The sequence below is a fragment of the Mesorhizobium sp. M0518 genome (assembly GCF_040321125.1).
Classification (GTDB): Bacteria; Pseudomonadota; Alphaproteobacteria; order Rhizobiales; family Rhizobiaceae; genus Mesorhizobium.
In genome coordinates, this window is the sequence record NZ_JAMYQY010000001.1 from 86,527 (window position 1) to 103,552 (window position 17,026).

Below are 17,026 nucleotides of genomic sequence, written 5' to 3' on the forward strand. Positions count from 1 at the left end.
ACTCGGGCAGAGCCGGCCTTATCCGGCGTTGCGCTGCGCCTGCCGGCTGGCGCCGACCCAGCGCTCGACCTTCTCGAGCAACGCCCGGGGACTGATCGGCTTGGGCAGATAGTCGTCCATGCCTGCCTCCAGGCAGCGCTCGCGGTCGCCCTTCAGCGCATGCGCGGTGACGCCGACGATCGGCACATGCGTGCCGGTTTCTTCCTCCAGCCGGCGAATGGCGGCGGTTGCTTCGAGACCGTTCATCTCCGGCATGGAGACATCCATCAGGATCATGCACGGGTTGAGCCGGCCAAAGGCGTCGAGCGCCTTGCGGCCATTGCCGACGATCTCGAAACCATAACCGGTCTCGCCGAGGATCTGGGTGAACACCATCTGGTTCACCTCATTGTCCTCGGCCACCAGGATATCCAGCCTGTCGCCGCCAGCCGCCACCGGTGGCCGGGGGCGAATCGAAGGCGGCTGCAGCAGCGCCCGCTGTTCGGACGGTGCCGAGGGCTGCGGCCGCGCAACATTGCCTGGAGTGGCGTCGGCCGCGAGCGGCTGCGTGTCGCCAGTATTGTGGCGATGCCGCTGGATGGTGGCGACCAGCGTTTCCAGCAGCACCGAAGAGCGCGCCGGCTTGATCAGCTGGGCATCGATGCCGAGATCGCGATAGCTGGTGTTGGCGAGCGACTGGTCGACCGAGGTCAGCATGATGATCGGCGTGCCGGCAAGACCGGCGGTGTTGCGCACGATCCGCGCCATTTCGGCGCCGCTCATTTCAGGCATCTGGTAGTCGAGCACGACGCAGTCGACCGGCACGCCATAGGCCGCGGCGGCGATCAGCACCTTGAGGCCTTCGGCGCCGCTTTCGGCCGCGCAGGAATCGAACGTCCACGATGTCATCTGTTCGGTCAGGATGGCCCGATTGACGGCATTGTCGTCGACGATCAGCACACGCGCACCGGTCACGTCGATCGGCATGATGCGCTGTCCGTTCTGCTGTCCGGCCCTCGGCAGCGTCACCGAGAACCAGAAAGTCGAGCCCTTGCCTTCCGCACTTTCGACCCCGATATCGCCGCCCATCAGCTCGACGAGCCGCGAGGTGATGGCGAGGCCGAGACCGGTCCCCTCGTGTCGCCTCGTCGAAGAGGTGTCGACCTGGCTGAATTTCTCGAACACCAGTTTCAGTTTTTCCTCGGGGATACCGATACCGGTATCGGTGACCGAGATCGTCAGCTTCGTTCCGGTTGGAACACTCTCGCCGGTGACGTCGACCAGCACATGGCCTTCATCGGTGAATTTCACCGCGTTGCCGAGCAGGTTGGTGACGATCTGCCTGATACGGCCGACATCGCCGACGAACAGGCTCTCGAGCCGAGGCTCGACACGAACGATCAGCTCGAGATCCTTCTCCTTGGCCCGTGTGGACACCAGCGTCGCCACGTCCTCGATCGCCTCGGCCAGATTGAAGGGCGCCGGATCGAGCACCAGCTGACCGGCATCGATCTTGGAGAAGTCCAGGATGTCGTTGATGATGGTGAGCAGCGCATTGCCCGATTTCACGATGATGTCGGTAAACGTCTTCTGCTTCGGGTCGAGGTCCGATTTGGCCAGCAGTTCGGCCATGCCGAGCACGCCGTTCATCGGCGTGCGGATCTCGTGGCTCATATTGGCGAGGAATTCCGACTTGGCGCGGTCGGCGAGCACGGCGCGCTGACGCGCCTCGCGCAGTTCGGCCTCTCGCATCTTCAGCTCGGTTATGTCGGTGGTCGAGCCGATCAAATAGAGCGAGCCATCGGAGGCGATCATCGCGCCCTTGCGGGCGAATTGATGCCTGACGCTGCCGTCGGCCAACGTCACCGTCTCTTCGACCTCCTGGGTTTCGCCGGTGCGCAGCACGGCGAGGTCGCCATTGACGAAAGCCTCGCCATCCGGCCCGAAAATCTCGATGTCGGTCTTGCCGATAGCCTCTTCCTTGCGGAAGCCCGTGAGATCGCACCAGCCCTTGTTGACATAGAACTGCCGGAGATCGGAGCGCTTGGCGTAGATCGATACCGGCACGTTGTCGATCAGGCTGCGGAACACCTCGTTCTCGCGCATGCTTTCTTCCAGCGCACGCTCGCGCGCCTTGACGTCGGTGATGTCGGTGCTCGAACCGACCAGATGCACCGACCCGTCCAGCGTCACCAGGCGGCTCTTGCGCGTCATCAACTGCCGAACCGTACCGTCGCGATGGGTGACGGGTTCCTCGACCTCCTTGACGGCGCCCGTCACGACGACTTGCGTGTCGTCATGGCTGTAGCCATCGGCGTCCTGCGCACCGAACAACTGCCGGTCGGTGCGGCCGATGACATCCTCCTTGGCCAAGCCGGTGATCGCGCACCAGGCCTTGTTGACGAATTCGATGCTCAGGTCCTGCGCCTTGATGAAGGCGGCCACCGGCAACTCGTCCATCACGTGCCGGAACAGGTCGATCTGGCGCATCGAATCGCGCAATGCCGCCTCGCGGCTCTTGATCTCGGAGATGTCGACGCGAACACCGATGAAGGTGCCATCATCGGTCCGCATGTCGTAGACCTGGTACCAGCGGCCGTCGGGGTTATGACGCTCGTAGCAGGAATTGGGCAAGCGGTAGCGGGCGAGGATCGCATCCAGCCAGCGGTCATGGTCGCTGTCGTAGAGCTGGTCGACTTGTGGATCGCCGCTGTTGCGGAAATAGCCGTTCGCATGGCCCAGAACGAGTGCCTCGCGGAATGTGCAGCCGGGCTGCCATGCCGGCTTCAAGGCCGGCAGCGTATCCTGGATCTTGCGGTTGGCGAACACGAACCTGTCGTCGCTATCGTAGATGATCACGGCGGCCGGCAAGGATTCCAGAACGCTGGCGAGATGCTTGCGCGCATCCTGCGCCTCGGTCTCGCGGCGCTTCATGTCGGAAATGTCGAACAGGAAGCCGGCAACATAGTCGCGGCCGCTGGCCATGCCGACGCGGCTCTTCCTCACGATGCGCGATCGGCTGGCGCCATCGACCTCGAAATTCTCTTCCACTTCGTACGGCCGCCCGGTCGCAAGGACCTCACCTTCGCTCTGCTCGAAAAGCGCGACAGCGTTCGCCGGGAGGAAATCGCCGCCGGGCTTGCCGAGCATGGCTTGCGGCGTCTGGCCAAACAGAGCGGCGAACGCCTCGTTGACGAAGACGAAGCGCAGATGGTCGTCCTTGACGAAGATCGGATCCTTGACGGCGTTGATCACCGCCTCCGCCAGCCGCGCCTTCTCCAGCGCGTCGGCAAGTTCGGCCTCCCGGTCCTTCATGTCGGTGACGTCGACATAGGAGATCAGCCGCTTGCCGCCGGCCAGCGGCGCCATCGACGAGATCAGGGTGCGGCCGTCATTGCGCGGGAACTGCCGCGAGGCGGCGATCCCGGCCCTGATTTCCGCCTCGCGCTCTGCCACATGCCGCTGCCATGATGCATCGTCGGCACCAAACGGATCGATGTCGCGGCTGGCGTCCATCAGATCGCGGAAGCTGCAGCCGATCTCGGCGCGCCGGGCGTCGATCTGCCAGAAATCATAGAAAGCACGGTTGATGATCTCCGCGCGCATATTGGCGTCGAGGACGAGGACACCGATCGGCATCTGGTCGACCATGGTGCGGAGACTGGCGAAGGTCTCTGCGATCTTGGCATTGGCGCTTTTGATCTCCGCATCGCGCTGCTTGATCTCGGTAACCTCATAATAGGTCAGCAGCCGCCTGCCCCCGGACAACGCCGTCACCGAGAACATCATCGTCCTGCCGTTGGCATGGACAAATTCGCGCGGCGCGACGGATCCGGCGCGAATCTCGTCGAGGCGGGTGGCGAGGTAGCGCTGCCATTGCTGTTCGTCGATGTCGCCATAGATGCCGCTGCGGCGGTTGAGCTCCATCAACAGGCTGAACGGAGCGCCGACGCTAACAGCGCCGTCCGGAATCCTCGAGAGGTCGCGATAGGCCTTGTTGATGATCAGCGTGTCGAGCCTGGCATCGAGAAGCACGACGCCCATATGCATGGCGTCCATGGTCCGCTCGAGGTCGGCCAGATGCTGGTCGGGCTCGCCGTAGGCCGATGGTCCCGGCCCCGGATCTTTGAAGGCGCCCGCCAGTGCCGTGACGTTGCGGCCGATGCCGCGATAACCGGCAAATCTTCCTTCGTCGTCGAACTTCGGAAAGCCTGACGTCAAGACCCAGCGACAGTCGGCGTTGCCACCCTTGAGTTCGTAGACGAAGTCGCGAAAAGGCCGGTGCGCCTGCAGATCCTCCAGATGCGCGGCGCCACTGCGATCGCCGTTAAGGACCTGGTTGAGGAAGTCGAAGCGGAACCGGCCGAGCACGTTTGCCGGATCGGTGCCAGTGGCTGCCTGGTAGTTTTGCGAAAGCCAGGAGAAGCGCAGTTCGGCGTCGGTCTCCCAGATCCAGTCGGAACCGGCTTCAACGAGTTGGCGAAGCGCATCGTTCGAATCCATGCAAGAGGCGGACGATGATGCATCATCGCCATGCGCAGTGGATCTGCGAGGCTCGCGCTTGCCGCGCGCGCCGATTGTTTCGTTCGCTTCCGCCATGCCGTCCCCACCCCGAAAACCAAGGCCGAACCCTCCTCCGCGGTTCGTCGGCGGAATGTGCCCGAGAAGCATTAAGGATCCGCTAACCTTAACGGTTGGTTAGACAGGATTGGGCGGCAGGGTCTGCTTCATCCGCCCGGTTGTCGGCAGGGTCGAACCCGCTATATAAGCAACGGCAGGGGTATTGCTGATGCTTGGACGGATTGTGCCTTTTTTCATGGGGCTGGCGCTGCTTTTCGGCGGCGGTTGCTCTCGCAGTTATGACGGCACGGTCGTCATCCCGAGACCGCTCGATGTCCGGCGCATCTGGGATCGGCCGCCACCGAATGTCGACTACGGCCAATCCGAGGTCGAAAACGGCGCTTTTCCGGTGGCGCCGCAGCCACCCCGGCGTTTTTCCGAGCGCAAGGTCAGCCATGCCGCACCGAGACGGCACCAGACGAGGTTGCCTGCGTCGGCGTCCCTATCGGCGCCGGCGAAGCCGCTGACCTGCAGGAACGTCAGCGAGCCCGGCAAGAGAGCTCGCATGGTCTGTGATTAGATTGGAGCGGGTCTCTAAAAGCGGGATTCGATCAAACAAAACGCGATCCGCGGATAGCTCGGTTACCCGGCCTTCACAGGGAAGCAGCGCCTTTTTTCGGCTCCTTCGCTCCGAGCTTGTCGAGTGCAAGACGAACCTGACGCAGATCTTCCTGCCAACCGTCATCGTCGTCCATTGGACCCTCCGAGGCAGCCCGCTGCAACCCACGCGCCTCGGATTCGATCTCGCGCAGTTCGGCGATTTTCTGTTCGGTGGTCAGCGAGTCGTCCTCGACGATCTCCAGCACCCGCATTTCCCTGAACGTAGCCACGGCGTTCCTCCCGGCTGATGTCGATCACAACGCCGTGAGTGCCCCTCTGTTCCAGAGGGATCGCGCAACCGCATCGCAGCACGCACGCCGCCACCGGTGATCGCCGATCGGGGAAGACCGGCGATCATTCGGCCGGGAAAAATGCCGGGCCGACCACGCGCACCGGCCGCTCGCCGGCCTCGATCGAAAGGTGCTGGGCCGCACCTGGGGCTTCGGCATCGATCCCGGCGACGGCCGCAACCGTGCCGAGATCCGGCTTCGCCGTCGGCAGCGGAATAATGGCGTTGCGCATGTTGGCGGGCGTCACGGTCCTGGCTCGCAGTTCGGTGACCCGCTGGTAGTAGCGCTTGACGTCGCATGCCTTGAAATTCGCATCATCGCGATATCTGAAGGCTGCCGGCAGCTCGGTATAGGGTTTGCGCGTGTCGAGCGCGGTCATCTGGTCGGTTTCGAGGCTGGCGTCGCTCAACGTGTAGAGGTCGACGCTGGGGTCATCGCAGATGTAACGGCATTGATCGACCGTCTCCTTAAGATCGCCACTGGCGGCGAACTGCGACTTTGGCGCCGGGAAGAAATACCCGTCCGACAGACGCACGCAAAACAGCATCGCATTGCCGGCGAACGTGGTGGTCGCCGATTGGGTGCTGGGCGCGGCGCGCACAGGCCGTTGCTTTGCTGAAGGCGCACAGCCAAGCGCGACGAGGCGCGCCTGCAGGCCCGCTGTGTCGCGGCCCGAATTCCCGGCGGCAGCGATCCGGCGCTGCACATCCGAGCGGCTCCTGGCGAGATCGGCGCAGGCGTTGAAGAGACCACCAAGCGAACTTTTCGCCGTGCACTGGCGCTGTCTCTCGATAGTCTGGATGGCTGCAAGTTGCCGGCGCAACGGGGCAAGCTCCGGGCTTGCCCCGCCGCTGCGGCCAGCCGAAAGCAACTGGCTTCTGATCGCGCCGCAGCTGTCCGCGTAGGACGAAAGCGTACCGAACAAAACTGCTGCCAGTGAAATAAATGCGATCACCATGGAAGGCCAGAAACGGATCATCGGGACAACTTGGTCCTTTTTGCGGAGAACTGGAATCTAGAGCCCATTACTTCAGCAAGCTTCAGCTACATGAGTAATTTCTAATAATCTAAAGAGTTTCAACCTGAAGGACCTATTGTCTATTGTACTACGTTACCTCATGTAAATTCGATATTACATTTTTATTTCAAGATTGAGACGAACCTCGAAAGAAAGCGCAAGCCTGACCGTGGCCGAGGATTTGCAACGCAACGGACCGAGATCAATGCGCCATTATCGCCAGGCGTTCGAAACCTTTGCCGGGCCTTCCGCGTTGAAGGACCAAAGGGAGATTGCAGATGTCGATCCACTTCACCGTCTCGGACCTGACAAGAAACCTGTTTCACTCGCTGGGGCTGGACCAGCGCGCGCCAAGGCCACTCAATCCCGAGCAGAGCCTGTTGCTGGAATGCTATCTGGCCGGCCAGGTTCCTGAATCAGCCTGGAGCGACTACGTCTTCGAGACGCCCGATCTTGCCCGGCATGCCGAGGCAAGGCGCAGTCACCACTGAGCGGCAGCGCCTATTTTGGAGAAGCGAATTGCAATGTGAACACGTTGCCGGCGATCCCTTGCGCCAGCTTCGCTGAGAAGGTCAGGGGCAGACAATTCTGCAGGGCGGTTGTCGCGGCGTCGACAAACGATTTCTTCGCCATGGCACCGCCTTCCACCTTGATGGCTGTCGGCCTCGGTGGGCCGATTAGCGTGCCGTCCCGCTTGAAGCTGAAGCTCAAGGTGACGCTGGCGGTTCCGGCATCCGCCGGCGGTGTCCAGCATGCCTGAATGGCGGTCCCGACATCGTTCATTGTGTTCAGTTCAGCCGCATTTGAAGGATGAACAGCACTCGCCAGCATCACACCCACAACCGCAACCCGCTTCGCAACGCTTTTCATCGCCAGCCCTCATTTCGCGCCTGACCGACAATCCATGCCGGACTGCCGAAATGGATGGTAGGGTCAACGCCGGCGATGACAATATCTCTCCGCAAAAGTTGACGCCAAAAAAGCGACAGCGGCCGAGGCTTGCGTGGCCTGATCGCTGCTCGATCGCGCCCGGCGATAGAGCAATTCCAGGAAAAGTGTGAAACGGTTTTCCCGGGGAAAGCGCATGGCGCTTCCCTTGGGAATTGCGTTGAACAAAGAGACCGCGTGCGAAAGCAAAAAGGCCGGCATTGCGCCGACCTTTCCTATCGCTACGACGTTCTGCGCCAGTACATCCGTGGTCGCGGGCCGAAAGCGAATTGCCCCGCAGTAGACAGGGCTTTGGTTAACGCATCCTTAACCTCAGGCCTTGGCCTGCGACTTCACATGCGCGATATAGCCGCGCACGTCGCCGGCCGGCTCGCTATAGGCCTTGCCGAGCGTCTTCTCGATCGCCGCCACATAGTCCTTCGCCCATCGGGGCAAGGAATAGTCGACGACGGCCAGGAATTCGAGCGTCGCCGCCAGCCGGATATCGGCGATCGAAGGATGCTTGCCGCCGATGAACGGCTTGCCGTCCCTGAAGAAGCTGTGGAAGACCTCCAGCGGCTCGGCGATCGCGGCCATCGCCGCCTTCTGGGCCTCCGACTTCCTGTCGGGGTGCGCGTCGCTGTGGCCGACCTCGCCGGCATAATGCGGGAAGCCGAGCGCCGGGTAGGTGGCGCGCGCCACATAGGGGTAGAGCGTGCCGATCAGGTAGAACATGGCGCTGTCGACCATCGCCCGCTTGGCCGGCGCCTTCGGATAGAATTTCTCCAGTCCGTGCTTGTTGGCGAGATACTGCATGATGGCGCAGCTTTCCCACAGCACGCCTCTGGGGAGGCTCTTGTCCTCGATCATCGGTGTCAAATGGGCCGGGTTTCGCGCCATGAACTCCGGCGAACGGGTGTGGCCCCAGGCATCCGTCTCGGCATGGTCGAAACCGGCCGCGCGCGCAAACACCCGCACGGTCATGTTGTTGACGCTGGGCTTCAGCATGCTGAGCTTCAGCGCCGGCTTCTTGGCCGGCTTGGCCTTGGCCCTGGGCGCGGCTTTTCCCGTCGCCTTCACCGCAGGCCTAACGGCCGCCTTGGCTTTTGGCTTTGCCGCAGCTTTCGCCGCCGGCTTGGCGGCAGCTTTGGCCGCGGATTCCCCGGCAGTCTTCGTCGCTGTCTTGGCCATCTTATTCCTCCCTCTGGTCTGTTCAGTATGGGTTCTTCGCTGCCCGGTCCTCCGACAAGGTTGCGCGGGAACGCTCGACGAGCGCCTGGATCGCATCGGCGAGATGCACTTCGGCGATGTTGTAGTCGCCGCGCACGACCCGCAGCCTGTGCGCTTCCATCAGCACATCGGCATGGGTGAAGCCCGCTGGCGGTTCGAAGCGGTAGGACGCCAACTCGACCAGCAGGCCGAGCGGATCCTCGAAATAGATCGAATCCATGAAACCGCGATCCTTCACGCCGCTGTGCTTGATGCCGCGCTCGTCGAGCCGGGCGACCGCCTGCAGGAAGGTGACGCGCGACACCGAGAAGGCGATGTGGTGGACACAACCCGGATCGGTCGGCGTGCGCCGCTTCTCTGGTGTGCAGCTCTCGTCGGTGAAGATGGTGATCAGCCGGCCGTCGCCGGGATCGAAATAGAGGTGGCTTTCCCTCGGCTTGTCGAGATTGGGCTGTTCGAAGATGAACGGCATGCCGAGCACGCCTTCCCAGAAATCGATCGAGGTCTGGCGCCCGGCGCCGACCAGCGTGATGTGATGGACGCCCTGCGATTGCAGCTTCTGCATTGGTCTCCCTCCCGAGGCATCGACTGCCCGTCCGGATCTTGCCGGCACCCGGCGTTCTGCGCGCCGCTGGAGCCGTGCCCGAGGACCCATGACGCGATGCTAATGCAATCGGCGCCGCTGCGCCAGAAGCCACGAACGCGGCCAGGAATCGGAAGATTGGTGGAGAGATCTAGGAGATTCGTGGCCTAGGATCGAAAGTGAATTGCCTCAAAGCACGCTAGTCGAGAAATCTGATCCTCGTGAAAGACATCATCTCTCCCATGACGTTGCCGCTGTCATCGACCTGCTGCCCTTGCCCGACTGTAACCGTCACGCGTTTTCCCTTGTAGCGGGACGGCATCACGGTTTGCTCGTTCCAGCTTTCGCACTCGGGGGCGGAACACAGGCCGACCTGCTCGGCCTTCTTGCGGTCGACGATGGTCAGGTAACAATTGTCGCCGCATTCGAAACCTCGAATGGTGCCCGTGATCTTCCTATCTTTGGAGAAGGACGGACCACACTGGGCAACCAGGGACACGGAGACGAGGAGCGCCAAGGCCAGTTGTTTCATGCAGCCAACTTGCTGCAACATGCCGTGCGGCGCAAGCATCACATGGCAGGTACGCCCAAGGGGTCTCAAATCCTTATTCCTGCGCCCCAGTCGCTAAAGACAATTACGCGACGCCTCCGTTTATTGCCAAGTGACTCTTTACGTGTAGACTAGATCGTCCAACATTCTGGAGAAAAATCGTGGCTGAAGCCCTCTTACCTTATCTGCCGTCTCCAGGATCAATAACTAACGCCTTCGAGAAACTAAAAAGCGCCGCTACGCCAGAACGTGTAACGGGTGATTTTGTTGCAACTAAGCTGCAACTCAAGGGTGGAAGCGGTGCATCGATGCTGTCATTCCTCAAGAAGATTGGATTTGTGGGAAAAGATGGATCGCCAACCGATATCTACCGACGGTTTCGCGGAGGCGCTTCAAAGAAGGCTGCGGCTGATGCCATACGGTTTGGCTACAAGGCGCTGACGGACGCGAATGAATATTTTTACGACCTTAGTGACAAGGATCTCTTGGCGTTAATTCTACAAGTCACTGGGGCCTCTGCTGAAAGTCCTGTTCCAAAGTTGACTATGTACACACTAAAGAATCTTAAGATTTTCGCAGATTTTGAGACGGGCGACGATTCAGCAAATGAAATTGCGGTTAATACTGCAAAGATGCCCCTAGCAGAGGCCGGCGGCAGTCGCGCAGCCGGCCTCGGTTTGAATCTTTCGTACACCATTAATTTGAACTTGCCAGCCACATCCGACCAAGCTGTCTTTAATGCTATTTTTAAGAGTCTAAAAGAGCACTTGTTGGCAAACAATGATTAAGTCGGCTCTTCACGAGATTAAAGCTTTTGGTATGTCCAACCAGATGCTAGTCGAGGACCTATCGAAGATCGAGAAATTCTATGCAATAGAGTTGGGACACACAACTAAATCGGACGAGCCAGGGGACGATATTTACTATCCGCAATTTGACATGGCGGTACGAGCTGAAGCCGCCCAGATGGGTCGGCACTATGCGGTGTTCTATTCGCTAGAGAAGTCGATACGGCAGCTAGTCTCGAAGGTGATCGAAGATGCTCATGGCTCGCCTTCGTGGTGGAGTTCGGCACGAGTACCACCTGCAATACAGACCGAGGTCGCCAACAGAATCCAGAAGGAAATTGACGCTGGCGTGACGCGGCGCTCCGAAGACGAACTGGATTATACGACCTTTGGTGAGCTGTCGGGCCTCATCACCGTAAACTGGGATATTTTTGGAGGTGCGATCTTCAATAGCAAGAAGGCTGTCGAGAAGGTCATGGCTAGTTTGAACGCTCTCAGAAATCCAATTGCGCACTGCTCTCCGCTAGCCGAGGACGAAGTTGTACGATTGCAACTAACCGTGCGTGATTGGTTCCGAATTATGAGCTAACTCAGGAAACCTCGCGAACCGCAATCGCCCACTCTTGTTGCACATTTCGACCCATTCCCCGACGAACGGAAGGCAACGCAGGATAGCCAAGCGCTTGAAAATCCTTGGTACGCCCAAGGGGAATCGAACCCCTGTTCCCGCCGTGAGAGGGCGGTGTCCTGACCGCTAGACGATGGGCGCGTTCAAGAACCGGCGATATAGGCTGAGCGCTGGGAAAAAGCAACTGGGGTTAGGCCGCTTTCCCTTGCCGAGGAAAAGCCGGCCGTCAGCCTATCGTTTCGGCTCGATCAGATCCCAGAGATTGCCATGCAGATCGGCGAAAACAGCCACCGTGCCATAGGGCTCGAAGCGCGGTGCTTCGCGGAATTCGACGCCCTTCTCCAGCATCGCCGCGTGGTCGCGGGCGAAGTCGTCGGTTTCCAGGAACAGGAAGACACGCCCGCCGGTCTGGTTGCCGATGCTTTTGCTCTGTGCCTCGTCGGAAGCCTCGGCCAGAAGCAGCCTGGCGCCCTGCCCGTTGGCCGGCGCCACTGTGACCCAGCGCTTGCCGCCGCCGAGATCGACATTTTCGACGAGCAGGAACCCCAGCCTCTCGACATACCAGGCGATCGCCTCGTCATAGTTGGCGACGACCAGGGCGACCGTGGCGACGCGACGATGCTCGGCGAACCCGCTCATCCCTGAGGCTTGCTCATTGGCCTGCTGCCGTTCATCGTTGCGGCTCGGTCACTTGTTGCGGATCGCAAAGCGGCCGATCAGGCGTCGCTCGGTGATGTCGTAGACGAAGATCGTGCGGCTGCCGTCGGCAAGCTCGGCATCGATCGAGACACGATTGCCGGACAGCGACTGGCTGACCACCTTGGCCCCGACCGGCAGCACGATGTCGCCGCTGACCGGTTCGCCGGCGGGTGTCTGGATATCGCCGGCCAGCGGCGGGTTCGCCGGCGGTGCATTGCGCGCTTTGTAGACAAGGGCGCCGATCACCACCATAAGGGCGAGGAACAGCAGGCCGAGATTGATCCCGACGAAGCGGACGAGTTTCCTGCGCACCTTTTCGACCTCGGGGTCGAGCGGCTTATCCTGGTCTTCTTCGGCGATCGGGCTGGCCATGGCAAAACAGTTCCGGAACGGTTTTTCAATGAGCGCTCATAGCGAAGAGGCCCCCGAATTGATAGAGGCGGTACCGACCGTGCTGGTGGCGGGCGCGGATGCGGCCGGCCTGCGCCTCGACCAGTGGCTGGCCGCAAGCCTTGGACCGGACATATCACGCAGCCGCGTGCAGATGCTGATCAGGCAGGGCGCGGTCTCGGTCGACGGCAAGCCTGTCGACGAGACCAAGCGCAAGATGGCGCCGGGCGAAAGCGTGTCGGTTACCATGCCGGAGCCGGAGCCGGCGGAGCCGCAGGGCGAGAACATCGCGCTAGACGTGCTCTATGAGGACGACGAGCTGATCGTCATCAACAAACCGGCCGGGCTTGTCGTGCACCCCGGCGCCGGCAACTGGACCGGTACGCTGGTCAACGCGCTGATCCATCATTGCGGCGACAGCCTTTCCGGCATCGGCGGCGTCCGGCGGCCAGGCATCGTCCACCGCCTCGACAAGGAGACCAGCGGCGTCATGGTGGTCGCCAAGACCGACCGCGCCCACAAGTCACTGTCCGAGGCTTTCGCCGATCACGGCCTGACCGGCGATCTCGAACGTGCCTATCTGGCGCTGGTCTGGGGGATACCGCAGAGGCCGACCGGAAGGGTCGACGCGCCGCTCGGCCGCGCCGCCGACCGGGTGCGCCGTGCCGTGGTGCCGGAAGGACGCGACGACGCCCGCCATGCGGTCACCCACTTCGCCGTGCAGGAGCGTTTCGGCGAGAGCCAAAAGGAGTTCGCCACGGCCAGCTTGGTCGAATGCCGGCTGGAGACCGGCCGCACCCACCAGATCCGGGTCCACATGGCACATATCGGCCATCCGGTGATCGGCGACCCCGATTATGGCCAGGCCTTCCGCACCAAGGGCAACCGGCTGCCCGAACCCTTGAAAAGTCAGGTCAAGGCATTTCCCCGGCAAGCTTTGCATGCCTGGCTCCTTGCATTTCGCCACCCCACTACCCATCTAACGATGAGGTTCGAGGCGCCGTTACCGAGGGACATGGAGGAACTCGTCAGCGGCTTCCGCAAGCTCTGAACTCGCCATCAAAAAACCTGACTGACATTGTTCACTTCACCGTGACACACTGTTTCGTGTTGAACAAATGCCTGTCTTTTCTGGTTTTGTTCCTGTATAAGATCTGATGTCGCGGGCGAGCCTTTTGGTGCTCGCGTCACATGCCCGCCGCGTTTCGGGGGCATCACTCCAATAGAGAGGGGGCGCTATCATGGCCCAGTCACTACCCAGTATCGTTTCCGGCGAAGGCGGCCTCAGCCGCTACCTGGAAGAAATCCGCCGCTTTCCCATGCTGCAGCCGCAGGAAGAGTACATGCTCGCCAAGCGTTACGCCGAGCATGAAGACACCTCCGCTGCGCACAAGCTCGTCACCAGCCACCTCAGACTCGTCGCCAAGATCGCCATGGGCTATCGCGGCTATGGCCTGCCGATCGGTGAAGTGATCTCGGAAGGCAATGTCGGCCTGATGCAGGCCGTCAAGAAATTTGAACCCGAGCGTGGCTTCCGCCTCGCGACCTATGCCATGTGGTGGATCAAGGCCTCGATCCAGGAGTACATCCTGCGCTCGTGGAGCCTGGTCAAGATGGGCACGACCGCCAATCAGAAGCGCCTGTTCTTCAACCTGCGCAAGGTGAAGGGCAAGATCCAGGCGCTGGACGACGGCGACTTGAAGCCCGACCAGATCGCCGAGATCGCCACCAGGCTGAACGTTTCCGAAGCCGAGGTGGTGTCGATGAACCGCCGCCTGTCGGGCGACGCCTCGCTCAATGCCCCGATCCGGGCGAGCGAAGGTGAGTCCGGCGAGTGGCAGGACTGGCTGGTCGACGACCACGAAAGCCAGGAAGAGATGCTGATCGAGCAGGACGAGCTGGAAAACCGGCGCGGCATGCTGTCGGGCGCTCTTGCCGTGCTTAACGAGCGCGAGCGGCGCATCTTCGAGGCCCGTCGCCTCGCCGAGGAGCCGCTGACGCTGGAAGAGCTGTCGTCCGAGTTCGACATCAGCCGCGAGCGCGTGCGCCAGATCGAGGTGCGCGCCTTCGAGAAGGTGCAGGATGCGGTCAAGGCCGCCGCCAAGCGCCAGATCCAGGCGCTGCGCACCATCGAGGCACAGCCGGCGGCGTAAGGTTAGCTTCGGTTACAAAAATCAAAGCGGCGTCAGGAAACTGGCGCCGCCTTTTTTGTAGCGGACTGCAATGGTGGTTGGCGAAAGCGAAGGCGACATCCGATCTCCCCCCTTGCGGGGGAGATGTCCGGCAGGACAGAGGCGGGTGTGAAGGATCGCTACTTTTCGGCGTCAGTCACCCAACCGAAAGACTGAAGGCACAACCACAATTAGCTGACAGGTTGGCGGGACAGCACCCCCCTCTGCCCTGCCGGGCATCTCCCCCGCAAGGGGGAGATTGGCAACTTCGCCAACAGCCCCTCAAAGCCCATCCAGCGGAAACTTCAGGTACCGCCGGCCATTGGCTTCGGGTTCGGGCAGCCTTCCGCCATTCATGTTGACCTGCAGCGCATGCAGGATCAGCCTTGGCATCGGCAGCATCCTGTCGCGCGCCTCGCGCAGGGCGATAAACTCGACCTCGCTGCGGGCAGCGGCGAGATGGATGTTGGTCGCCTTCTGTATGGCGACCGTGCTCTCCCACAAAGGCTCGCGGCCGCCGGCCTGATAGTCATGGCCGACGAACACCCGCGTCTCGTCCGGCAACGCCAGAATGTCCTGGATCGAGCGCCAGAGCCGCGCGGCACTGCCGCCGGGAAAGTCCGTCCTCGCTGTGCCGCTGTCGGGCATGAACAGCGTGTCGTGGACGAAGGCGGCATCGCCGATCACATAGGTGACCGAGGCCAGCGTATGGCCAGGCGAGAACAGCACCTTGACCGGAAGCGTGCCGACCTTGAAGGTTTCGCCTTCACCAAACAGCCTGTCCCACTGCGAACCGTCGGCGGGAAAATCCGGCCAGTTGTAGATCGCTTTCCACAAATTCTGAACGTCGACGACCCTGTCGCCGATCGCCGTCGGCGCGCCGGTCTTCTCCCTCAGATAGTGTGCCGCCGAGAAATGGTCGGCGTGCGGGTGCGTGTCGAGGATCCATTCGACGCTCAGTCCCTGCTCGCTGATGAAGTCGAGCAGGACATCGGCATTCGTCGTTGCCGTAGCACCGGATTTCTCGTCGAAATCAAGGATCGGATCGATGATGGCGCATCGCTTCGCCGCCTGGTCGGCGACGACATACTGGATGGCCCCGGTCGGCTTGTCATAGAAGCCGCTGACCTGCGGCTTGGCCAAAGCTACGTCCAATTCCGGCTTCCCCAACTCTCGGTCGCCAGGAATGATTTTCTCTGACGACACCCGAGAGGAGCATGGTTGTCCGCTCGGGTGCGGCAGTCAAGTATCACTTGGCTCGCAAGGGCGAGAAGGCCAAAGATCGTTCCGAAGCGCCTGGGATCAGGCCGATGGCTGCTTGGTCTTCCGCAGATAGGGCAAAATGGTCTCGTAGGCGCCGAAGCGCTTGATCGCGTCTTCGTTGGAGACAGCAGCGGTGATGATAACGTCCTCGCCCTGCTTCCAATTCGCCGGTGTCGCCACCTGGTGCTTGGCGGTGAGCTGCATGGAATCGACCGCGCGCAGGATCTCATCGAAATTGCGCCCCGTGGTCATCGGGTAAGTCAGCACCAGCTTGATCTTCTTGTCAGGTCCGATGACGTAGACCGAGCGCACCGTGGCATTGTCGGCCGGCGTACGGCCCTCCGACGTCTCGCCGGCACCGCCCGGCAGCATGTCGTAGAGCTTGGCGACCTTGAGGTCCTTGTCGCCGATCAGCGGGTAGTTCACCGAATGACCGGTCGCCGTCTTGATGTCGTCCTGCCACTTGCCGTGACTTTCGACCGGATCGACCGAAATGCCGATGATCTTGACATTACGCTTCTTGAACTCGCCTTCGAGCCCCGCCATCGTGCCAAGCTCGGTCGTGCAGACCGGCGTGAAATTCTTCGGGTGACTGAACAGGATCGCCCAACCGTCACCGATCCAGTCATGGAATTTGATCGTCCCTTGCGTGGTCTCGGCGGTAAAATCCGGCGCAATGTCGTTGATACGAAGGCTCATGGTACATCTCCCCTGTAAACGGAACCGTCGGCAGCGAGGAACAGCACGCGGCAATCACGCCGACATCAAGCTGTCCCGCCCGGCATCGTTGCATCTTAGCGCAAAAATCGTGGCTGCAAGATAATATGAAACTCTTGTCGGCGGCAGGCGAGCATTTTTATGCTGCCGAATACGCTGCGCGCGTATGAGAGCCTGTTGGGCTGGACAGGAAAGGTTCCTGCCTCAGGTTTTGTTGACCGCCAGCGTCACAGCCAGGTCTTCCATGCGCTGTGCCAGCGCGCCGAGCGCGTTGTTCAGCACGCTATCGCTTTTGTCGGCCTTGGTCAGAGCCTCGTCGCGGGTCTTGCGCAGGGTCAGCACTTCGCTTTCCATGCCCTTGACGCGTTTCTGCAACTCCGAGAGTTCATCCATCACCATGATGCCGGCCATCACGGTCAGTCGCTGATCGCCGATCTCGCCGAACGAGTCCTTCAGGTGTGAAACATAGCGGTCGAAGCGTTCGGCAAGGTCGATCAGATGCTCTTCCTGGCCCTCGTCGCAGGCCATGCGATACTGCTTGCCGTCGATTGAAACCGTGACCTGTGCCATCGG

The 17,026-nt window shown here is 61.3% G+C and carries 18 protein-coding genes and 1 tRNA gene; 6 read left to right on the forward strand and 13 right to left on the reverse strand.

Going from position 1 to position 17,026, the window contains the following annotated elements:
- Positions 1-18: 18 nt before the first annotated feature.
- Positions 19-4,578, reverse strand: coding sequence for a PAS domain-containing protein (locus tag NKI66_RS00410; protein WP_352722438.1), 4,560 nt, complete (start codon positions 4,576-4,578; stop codon positions 19-21).
- 190 nt (positions 4,579-4,768) lie between these two features.
- On the opposite strand from NKI66_RS00410, the gene NKI66_RS00415 reads away from it, so the two are divergent.
- Positions 4,769-5,119 (forward strand): hypothetical protein, encoded by a 351-nt coding sequence (locus NKI66_RS00415; RefSeq protein ID WP_027037074.1) that lies wholly within the window; start codon positions 4,769-4,771, stop codon positions 5,117-5,119.
- A 73-nt stretch (positions 5,120-5,192) separates the two neighbouring features.
- Here NKI66_RS00415 and NKI66_RS00420 read toward each other — a convergent pair whose 3' ends face one another.
- Both NKI66_RS00420 and NKI66_RS00425 read right to left on the reverse strand, forming a co-directional pair.
- A complete protein-coding gene (locus NKI66_RS00420; RefSeq protein WP_013529265.1) occupies positions 5,193-5,429 on the reverse strand; it encodes a hypothetical protein in 237 nt (78 codons plus the stop codon).
- Positions 5,430-5,553: 124 nt separating this feature from the next.
- Positions 5,554-6,468 carry a DUF2865 domain-containing protein gene (locus NKI66_RS00425; RefSeq protein WP_128305018.1) on the reverse strand — a complete coding sequence of 305 codons (915 nt, stop codon included), beginning with the start codon at positions 6,466-6,468 and terminating at the stop codon, positions 5,554-5,556.
- A 317-nt stretch (positions 6,469-6,785) separates the two neighbouring features.
- Here NKI66_RS00425 and NKI66_RS00430 point away from each other — a divergent pair, with 317 nt between their 5' ends.
- Positions 6,786-6,998, forward strand: a complete 213-nt coding sequence (locus NKI66_RS00430; RefSeq protein ID WP_023810978.1) for a hypothetical protein — start codon at positions 6,786-6,788, stop codon at positions 6,996-6,998.
- 10 nt (positions 6,999-7,008) lie between these two features.
- On the opposite strand, the gene NKI66_RS00435 is transcribed toward NKI66_RS00430, so the two are convergent.
- From NKI66_RS00435 to NKI66_RS00450, 4 genes are all read right to left on the reverse strand, one after another.
- Complete coding sequence (locus NKI66_RS00435) at positions 7,009-7,377, reverse strand: UCP034077 family protein (protein WP_128305017.1); 369 nt, start codon at positions 7,375-7,377, stop codon at positions 7,009-7,011.
- 390 nt (positions 7,378-7,767) lie between these two features.
- The gene (locus NKI66_RS00440; protein WP_352750507.1) at positions 7,768-8,625 is read right to left on the reverse strand and encodes a glutathione S-transferase family protein; all 858 of its coding nucleotides are present in this window, start codon (positions 8,623-8,625) and stop codon (positions 7,768-7,770) included.
- Positions 8,626-8,647: 22 nt separating this feature from the next.
- On the reverse strand, positions 8,648-9,229 hold the full coding sequence (locus NKI66_RS00445; protein WP_352442033.1) for a VOC family protein: 582 nt from the start codon (positions 9,227-9,229) through the stop codon (positions 8,648-8,650).
- Between the two features lie 217 nt (positions 9,230-9,446).
- The gene (locus NKI66_RS00450; protein WP_352750509.1) at positions 9,447-9,779 is read right to left on the reverse strand and encodes a hypothetical protein; all 333 of its coding nucleotides are present in this window, start codon (positions 9,777-9,779) and stop codon (positions 9,447-9,449) included.
- A 179-nt stretch (positions 9,780-9,958) separates the two neighbouring features.
- On the opposite strand from NKI66_RS00450, the gene NKI66_RS00455 reads away from it, so the two are divergent.
- Both NKI66_RS00455 and NKI66_RS00460 read left to right on the forward strand, forming a co-directional pair.
- Positions 9,959-10,585, forward strand: coding sequence for a DUF5343 domain-containing protein (locus tag NKI66_RS00455; protein ID WP_352750511.1), 627 nt, complete (start codon positions 9,959-9,961; stop codon positions 10,583-10,585).
- Positions 10,586-10,616: 31 nt separating this feature from the next.
- A complete protein-coding gene (locus tag NKI66_RS00460) occupies positions 10,617-11,174 on the forward strand; it encodes a Swt1 family HEPN domain-containing protein (protein ID WP_352750512.1) in 558 nt (185 codons plus the stop codon).
- A 105-nt stretch (positions 11,175-11,279) separates the two neighbouring features.
- On the opposite strand, the gene NKI66_RS00465 is transcribed toward NKI66_RS00460, so the two are convergent.
- The 3 genes from NKI66_RS00465 to NKI66_RS00475 form a co-directional block, all read right to left on the reverse strand.
- Positions 11,280-11,354 (reverse strand) — tRNA-Glu (locus tag NKI66_RS00465).
- A gap of 90 nt (positions 11,355-11,444) precedes the next feature.
- The gene (locus tag NKI66_RS00470; protein WP_023810974.1) at positions 11,445-11,852 is read right to left on the reverse strand and encodes a VOC family protein; all 408 of its coding nucleotides are present in this window, start codon (positions 11,850-11,852) and stop codon (positions 11,445-11,447) included.
- 48 nt (positions 11,853-11,900) lie between these two features.
- Entirely contained in the window at positions 11,901-12,284 is a 384-nt protein-coding gene (locus tag NKI66_RS00475; protein ID WP_013529257.1) for a fimbrial protein, read from the reverse strand.
- Between the two features lie 28 nt (positions 12,285-12,312).
- Between NKI66_RS00475 and NKI66_RS00480 the strand changes: the two genes are divergently transcribed.
- A complete protein-coding gene (locus NKI66_RS00480) occupies positions 12,313-13,353 on the forward strand; it encodes an RluA family pseudouridine synthase (protein WP_352750515.1) in 1,041 nt (346 codons plus the stop codon).
- 190 nt (positions 13,354-13,543) lie between these two features.
- On the forward strand, positions 13,544-14,455 hold the full coding sequence (rpoH, locus tag NKI66_RS00485; RefSeq protein ID WP_352611781.1) for an RNA polymerase sigma factor RpoH: 912 nt from the start codon (positions 13,544-13,546) through the stop codon (positions 14,453-14,455).
- Between the two features lie 300 nt (positions 14,456-14,755).
- Here rpoH and NKI66_RS00490 read toward each other — a convergent pair whose 3' ends face one another.
- From NKI66_RS00490 to NKI66_RS00500, 3 genes are all read right to left on the reverse strand, one after another.
- Positions 14,756-15,628, reverse strand: a complete 873-nt coding sequence (locus NKI66_RS00490; protein ID WP_352750517.1) for an MBL fold metallo-hydrolase — start codon at positions 15,626-15,628, stop codon at positions 14,756-14,758.
- Positions 15,629-15,775: 147 nt separating this feature from the next.
- Entirely contained in the window at positions 15,776-16,435 is a 660-nt protein-coding gene (locus NKI66_RS00495; protein ID WP_127260439.1) for a peroxiredoxin, read from the reverse strand.
- A gap of 222 nt (positions 16,436-16,657) precedes the next feature.
- Positions 16,658-17,023, reverse strand: a complete 366-nt coding sequence (locus NKI66_RS00500; protein WP_352750519.1) for a cell division protein ZapA — start codon at positions 17,021-17,023, stop codon at positions 16,658-16,660.
- Positions 17,024-17,026 lie beyond the last annotated feature (3 nt).

What these genes read in the sequence shown, in the direction of transcription:
- NKI66_RS00450 (WP_352750509.1), bottom strand. Translation starts at nt 9,779, where the DNA reads ATGAAACAACTGGCCTTGGCGCTCCTCGTCTCCGTGTCCCTGGTTGCC.
- NKI66_RS00425 (WP_128305018.1), bottom strand. Translation starts at nt 6,468, where the DNA reads ATGATCCGTTTCTGGCCTTCCATGGTGATCGCATTTATTTCACTGGCA.
- NKI66_RS00415 (WP_027037074.1), top strand. Translation starts at nt 4,769, where the DNA reads ATGCTTGGACGGATTGTGCCTTTTTTCATGGGGCTGGCGCTGCTTTTC.
- NKI66_RS00430 (WP_023810978.1), top strand. Translation starts at nt 6,786, where the DNA reads ATGTCGATCCACTTCACCGTCTCGGACCTGACAAGAAACCTGTTTCAC.
- NKI66_RS00410 (WP_352722438.1), bottom strand. Translation starts at nt 4,578, where the DNA reads ATGGCGGAAGCGAACGAAACAATCGGCGCGCGCGGCAAGCGCGAGCCT.
- NKI66_RS00470 (WP_023810974.1), bottom strand. Translation starts at nt 11,852, where the DNA reads ATGAGCGGGTTCGCCGAGCATCGTCGCGTCGCCACGGTCGCCCTGGTC.
- NKI66_RS00460 (WP_352750512.1), top strand. Translation starts at nt 10,617, where the DNA reads ATGTCCAACCAGATGCTAGTCGAGGACCTATCGAAGATCGAGAAATTC.
- NKI66_RS00500 (WP_352750519.1), bottom strand. Translation starts at nt 17,023, where the DNA reads ATGGCACAGGTCACGGTTTCAATCGACGGCAAGCAGTATCGCATGGCC.
- NKI66_RS00445 (WP_352442033.1), bottom strand. Translation starts at nt 9,229, where the DNA reads ATGCAGAAGCTGCAATCGCAGGGCGTCCATCACATCACGCTGGTCGGC.
- NKI66_RS00475 (WP_013529257.1), bottom strand. Translation starts at nt 12,284, where the DNA reads ATGGCCAGCCCGATCGCCGAAGAAGACCAGGATAAGCCGCTCGACCCC.
- NKI66_RS00435 (WP_128305017.1), bottom strand. Translation starts at nt 7,377, where the DNA reads ATGAAAAGCGTTGCGAAGCGGGTTGCGGTTGTGGGTGTGATGCTGGCG.
- NKI66_RS00480 (WP_352750515.1), top strand. Translation starts at nt 12,313, where the DNA reads ATGAGCGCTCATAGCGAAGAGGCCCCCGAATTGATAGAGGCGGTACCG.
- NKI66_RS00495 (WP_127260439.1), bottom strand. Translation starts at nt 16,435, where the DNA reads ATGAGCCTTCGTATCAACGACATTGCGCCGGATTTTACCGCCGAGACC.
- NKI66_RS00440 (WP_352750507.1), bottom strand. Translation starts at nt 8,625, where the DNA reads ATGGCCAAGACAGCGACGAAGACTGCCGGGGAATCCGCGGCCAAAGCT.
- rpoH (WP_352611781.1), top strand. Translation starts at nt 13,544, where the DNA reads ATGGCCCAGTCACTACCCAGTATCGTTTCCGGCGAAGGCGGCCTCAGC.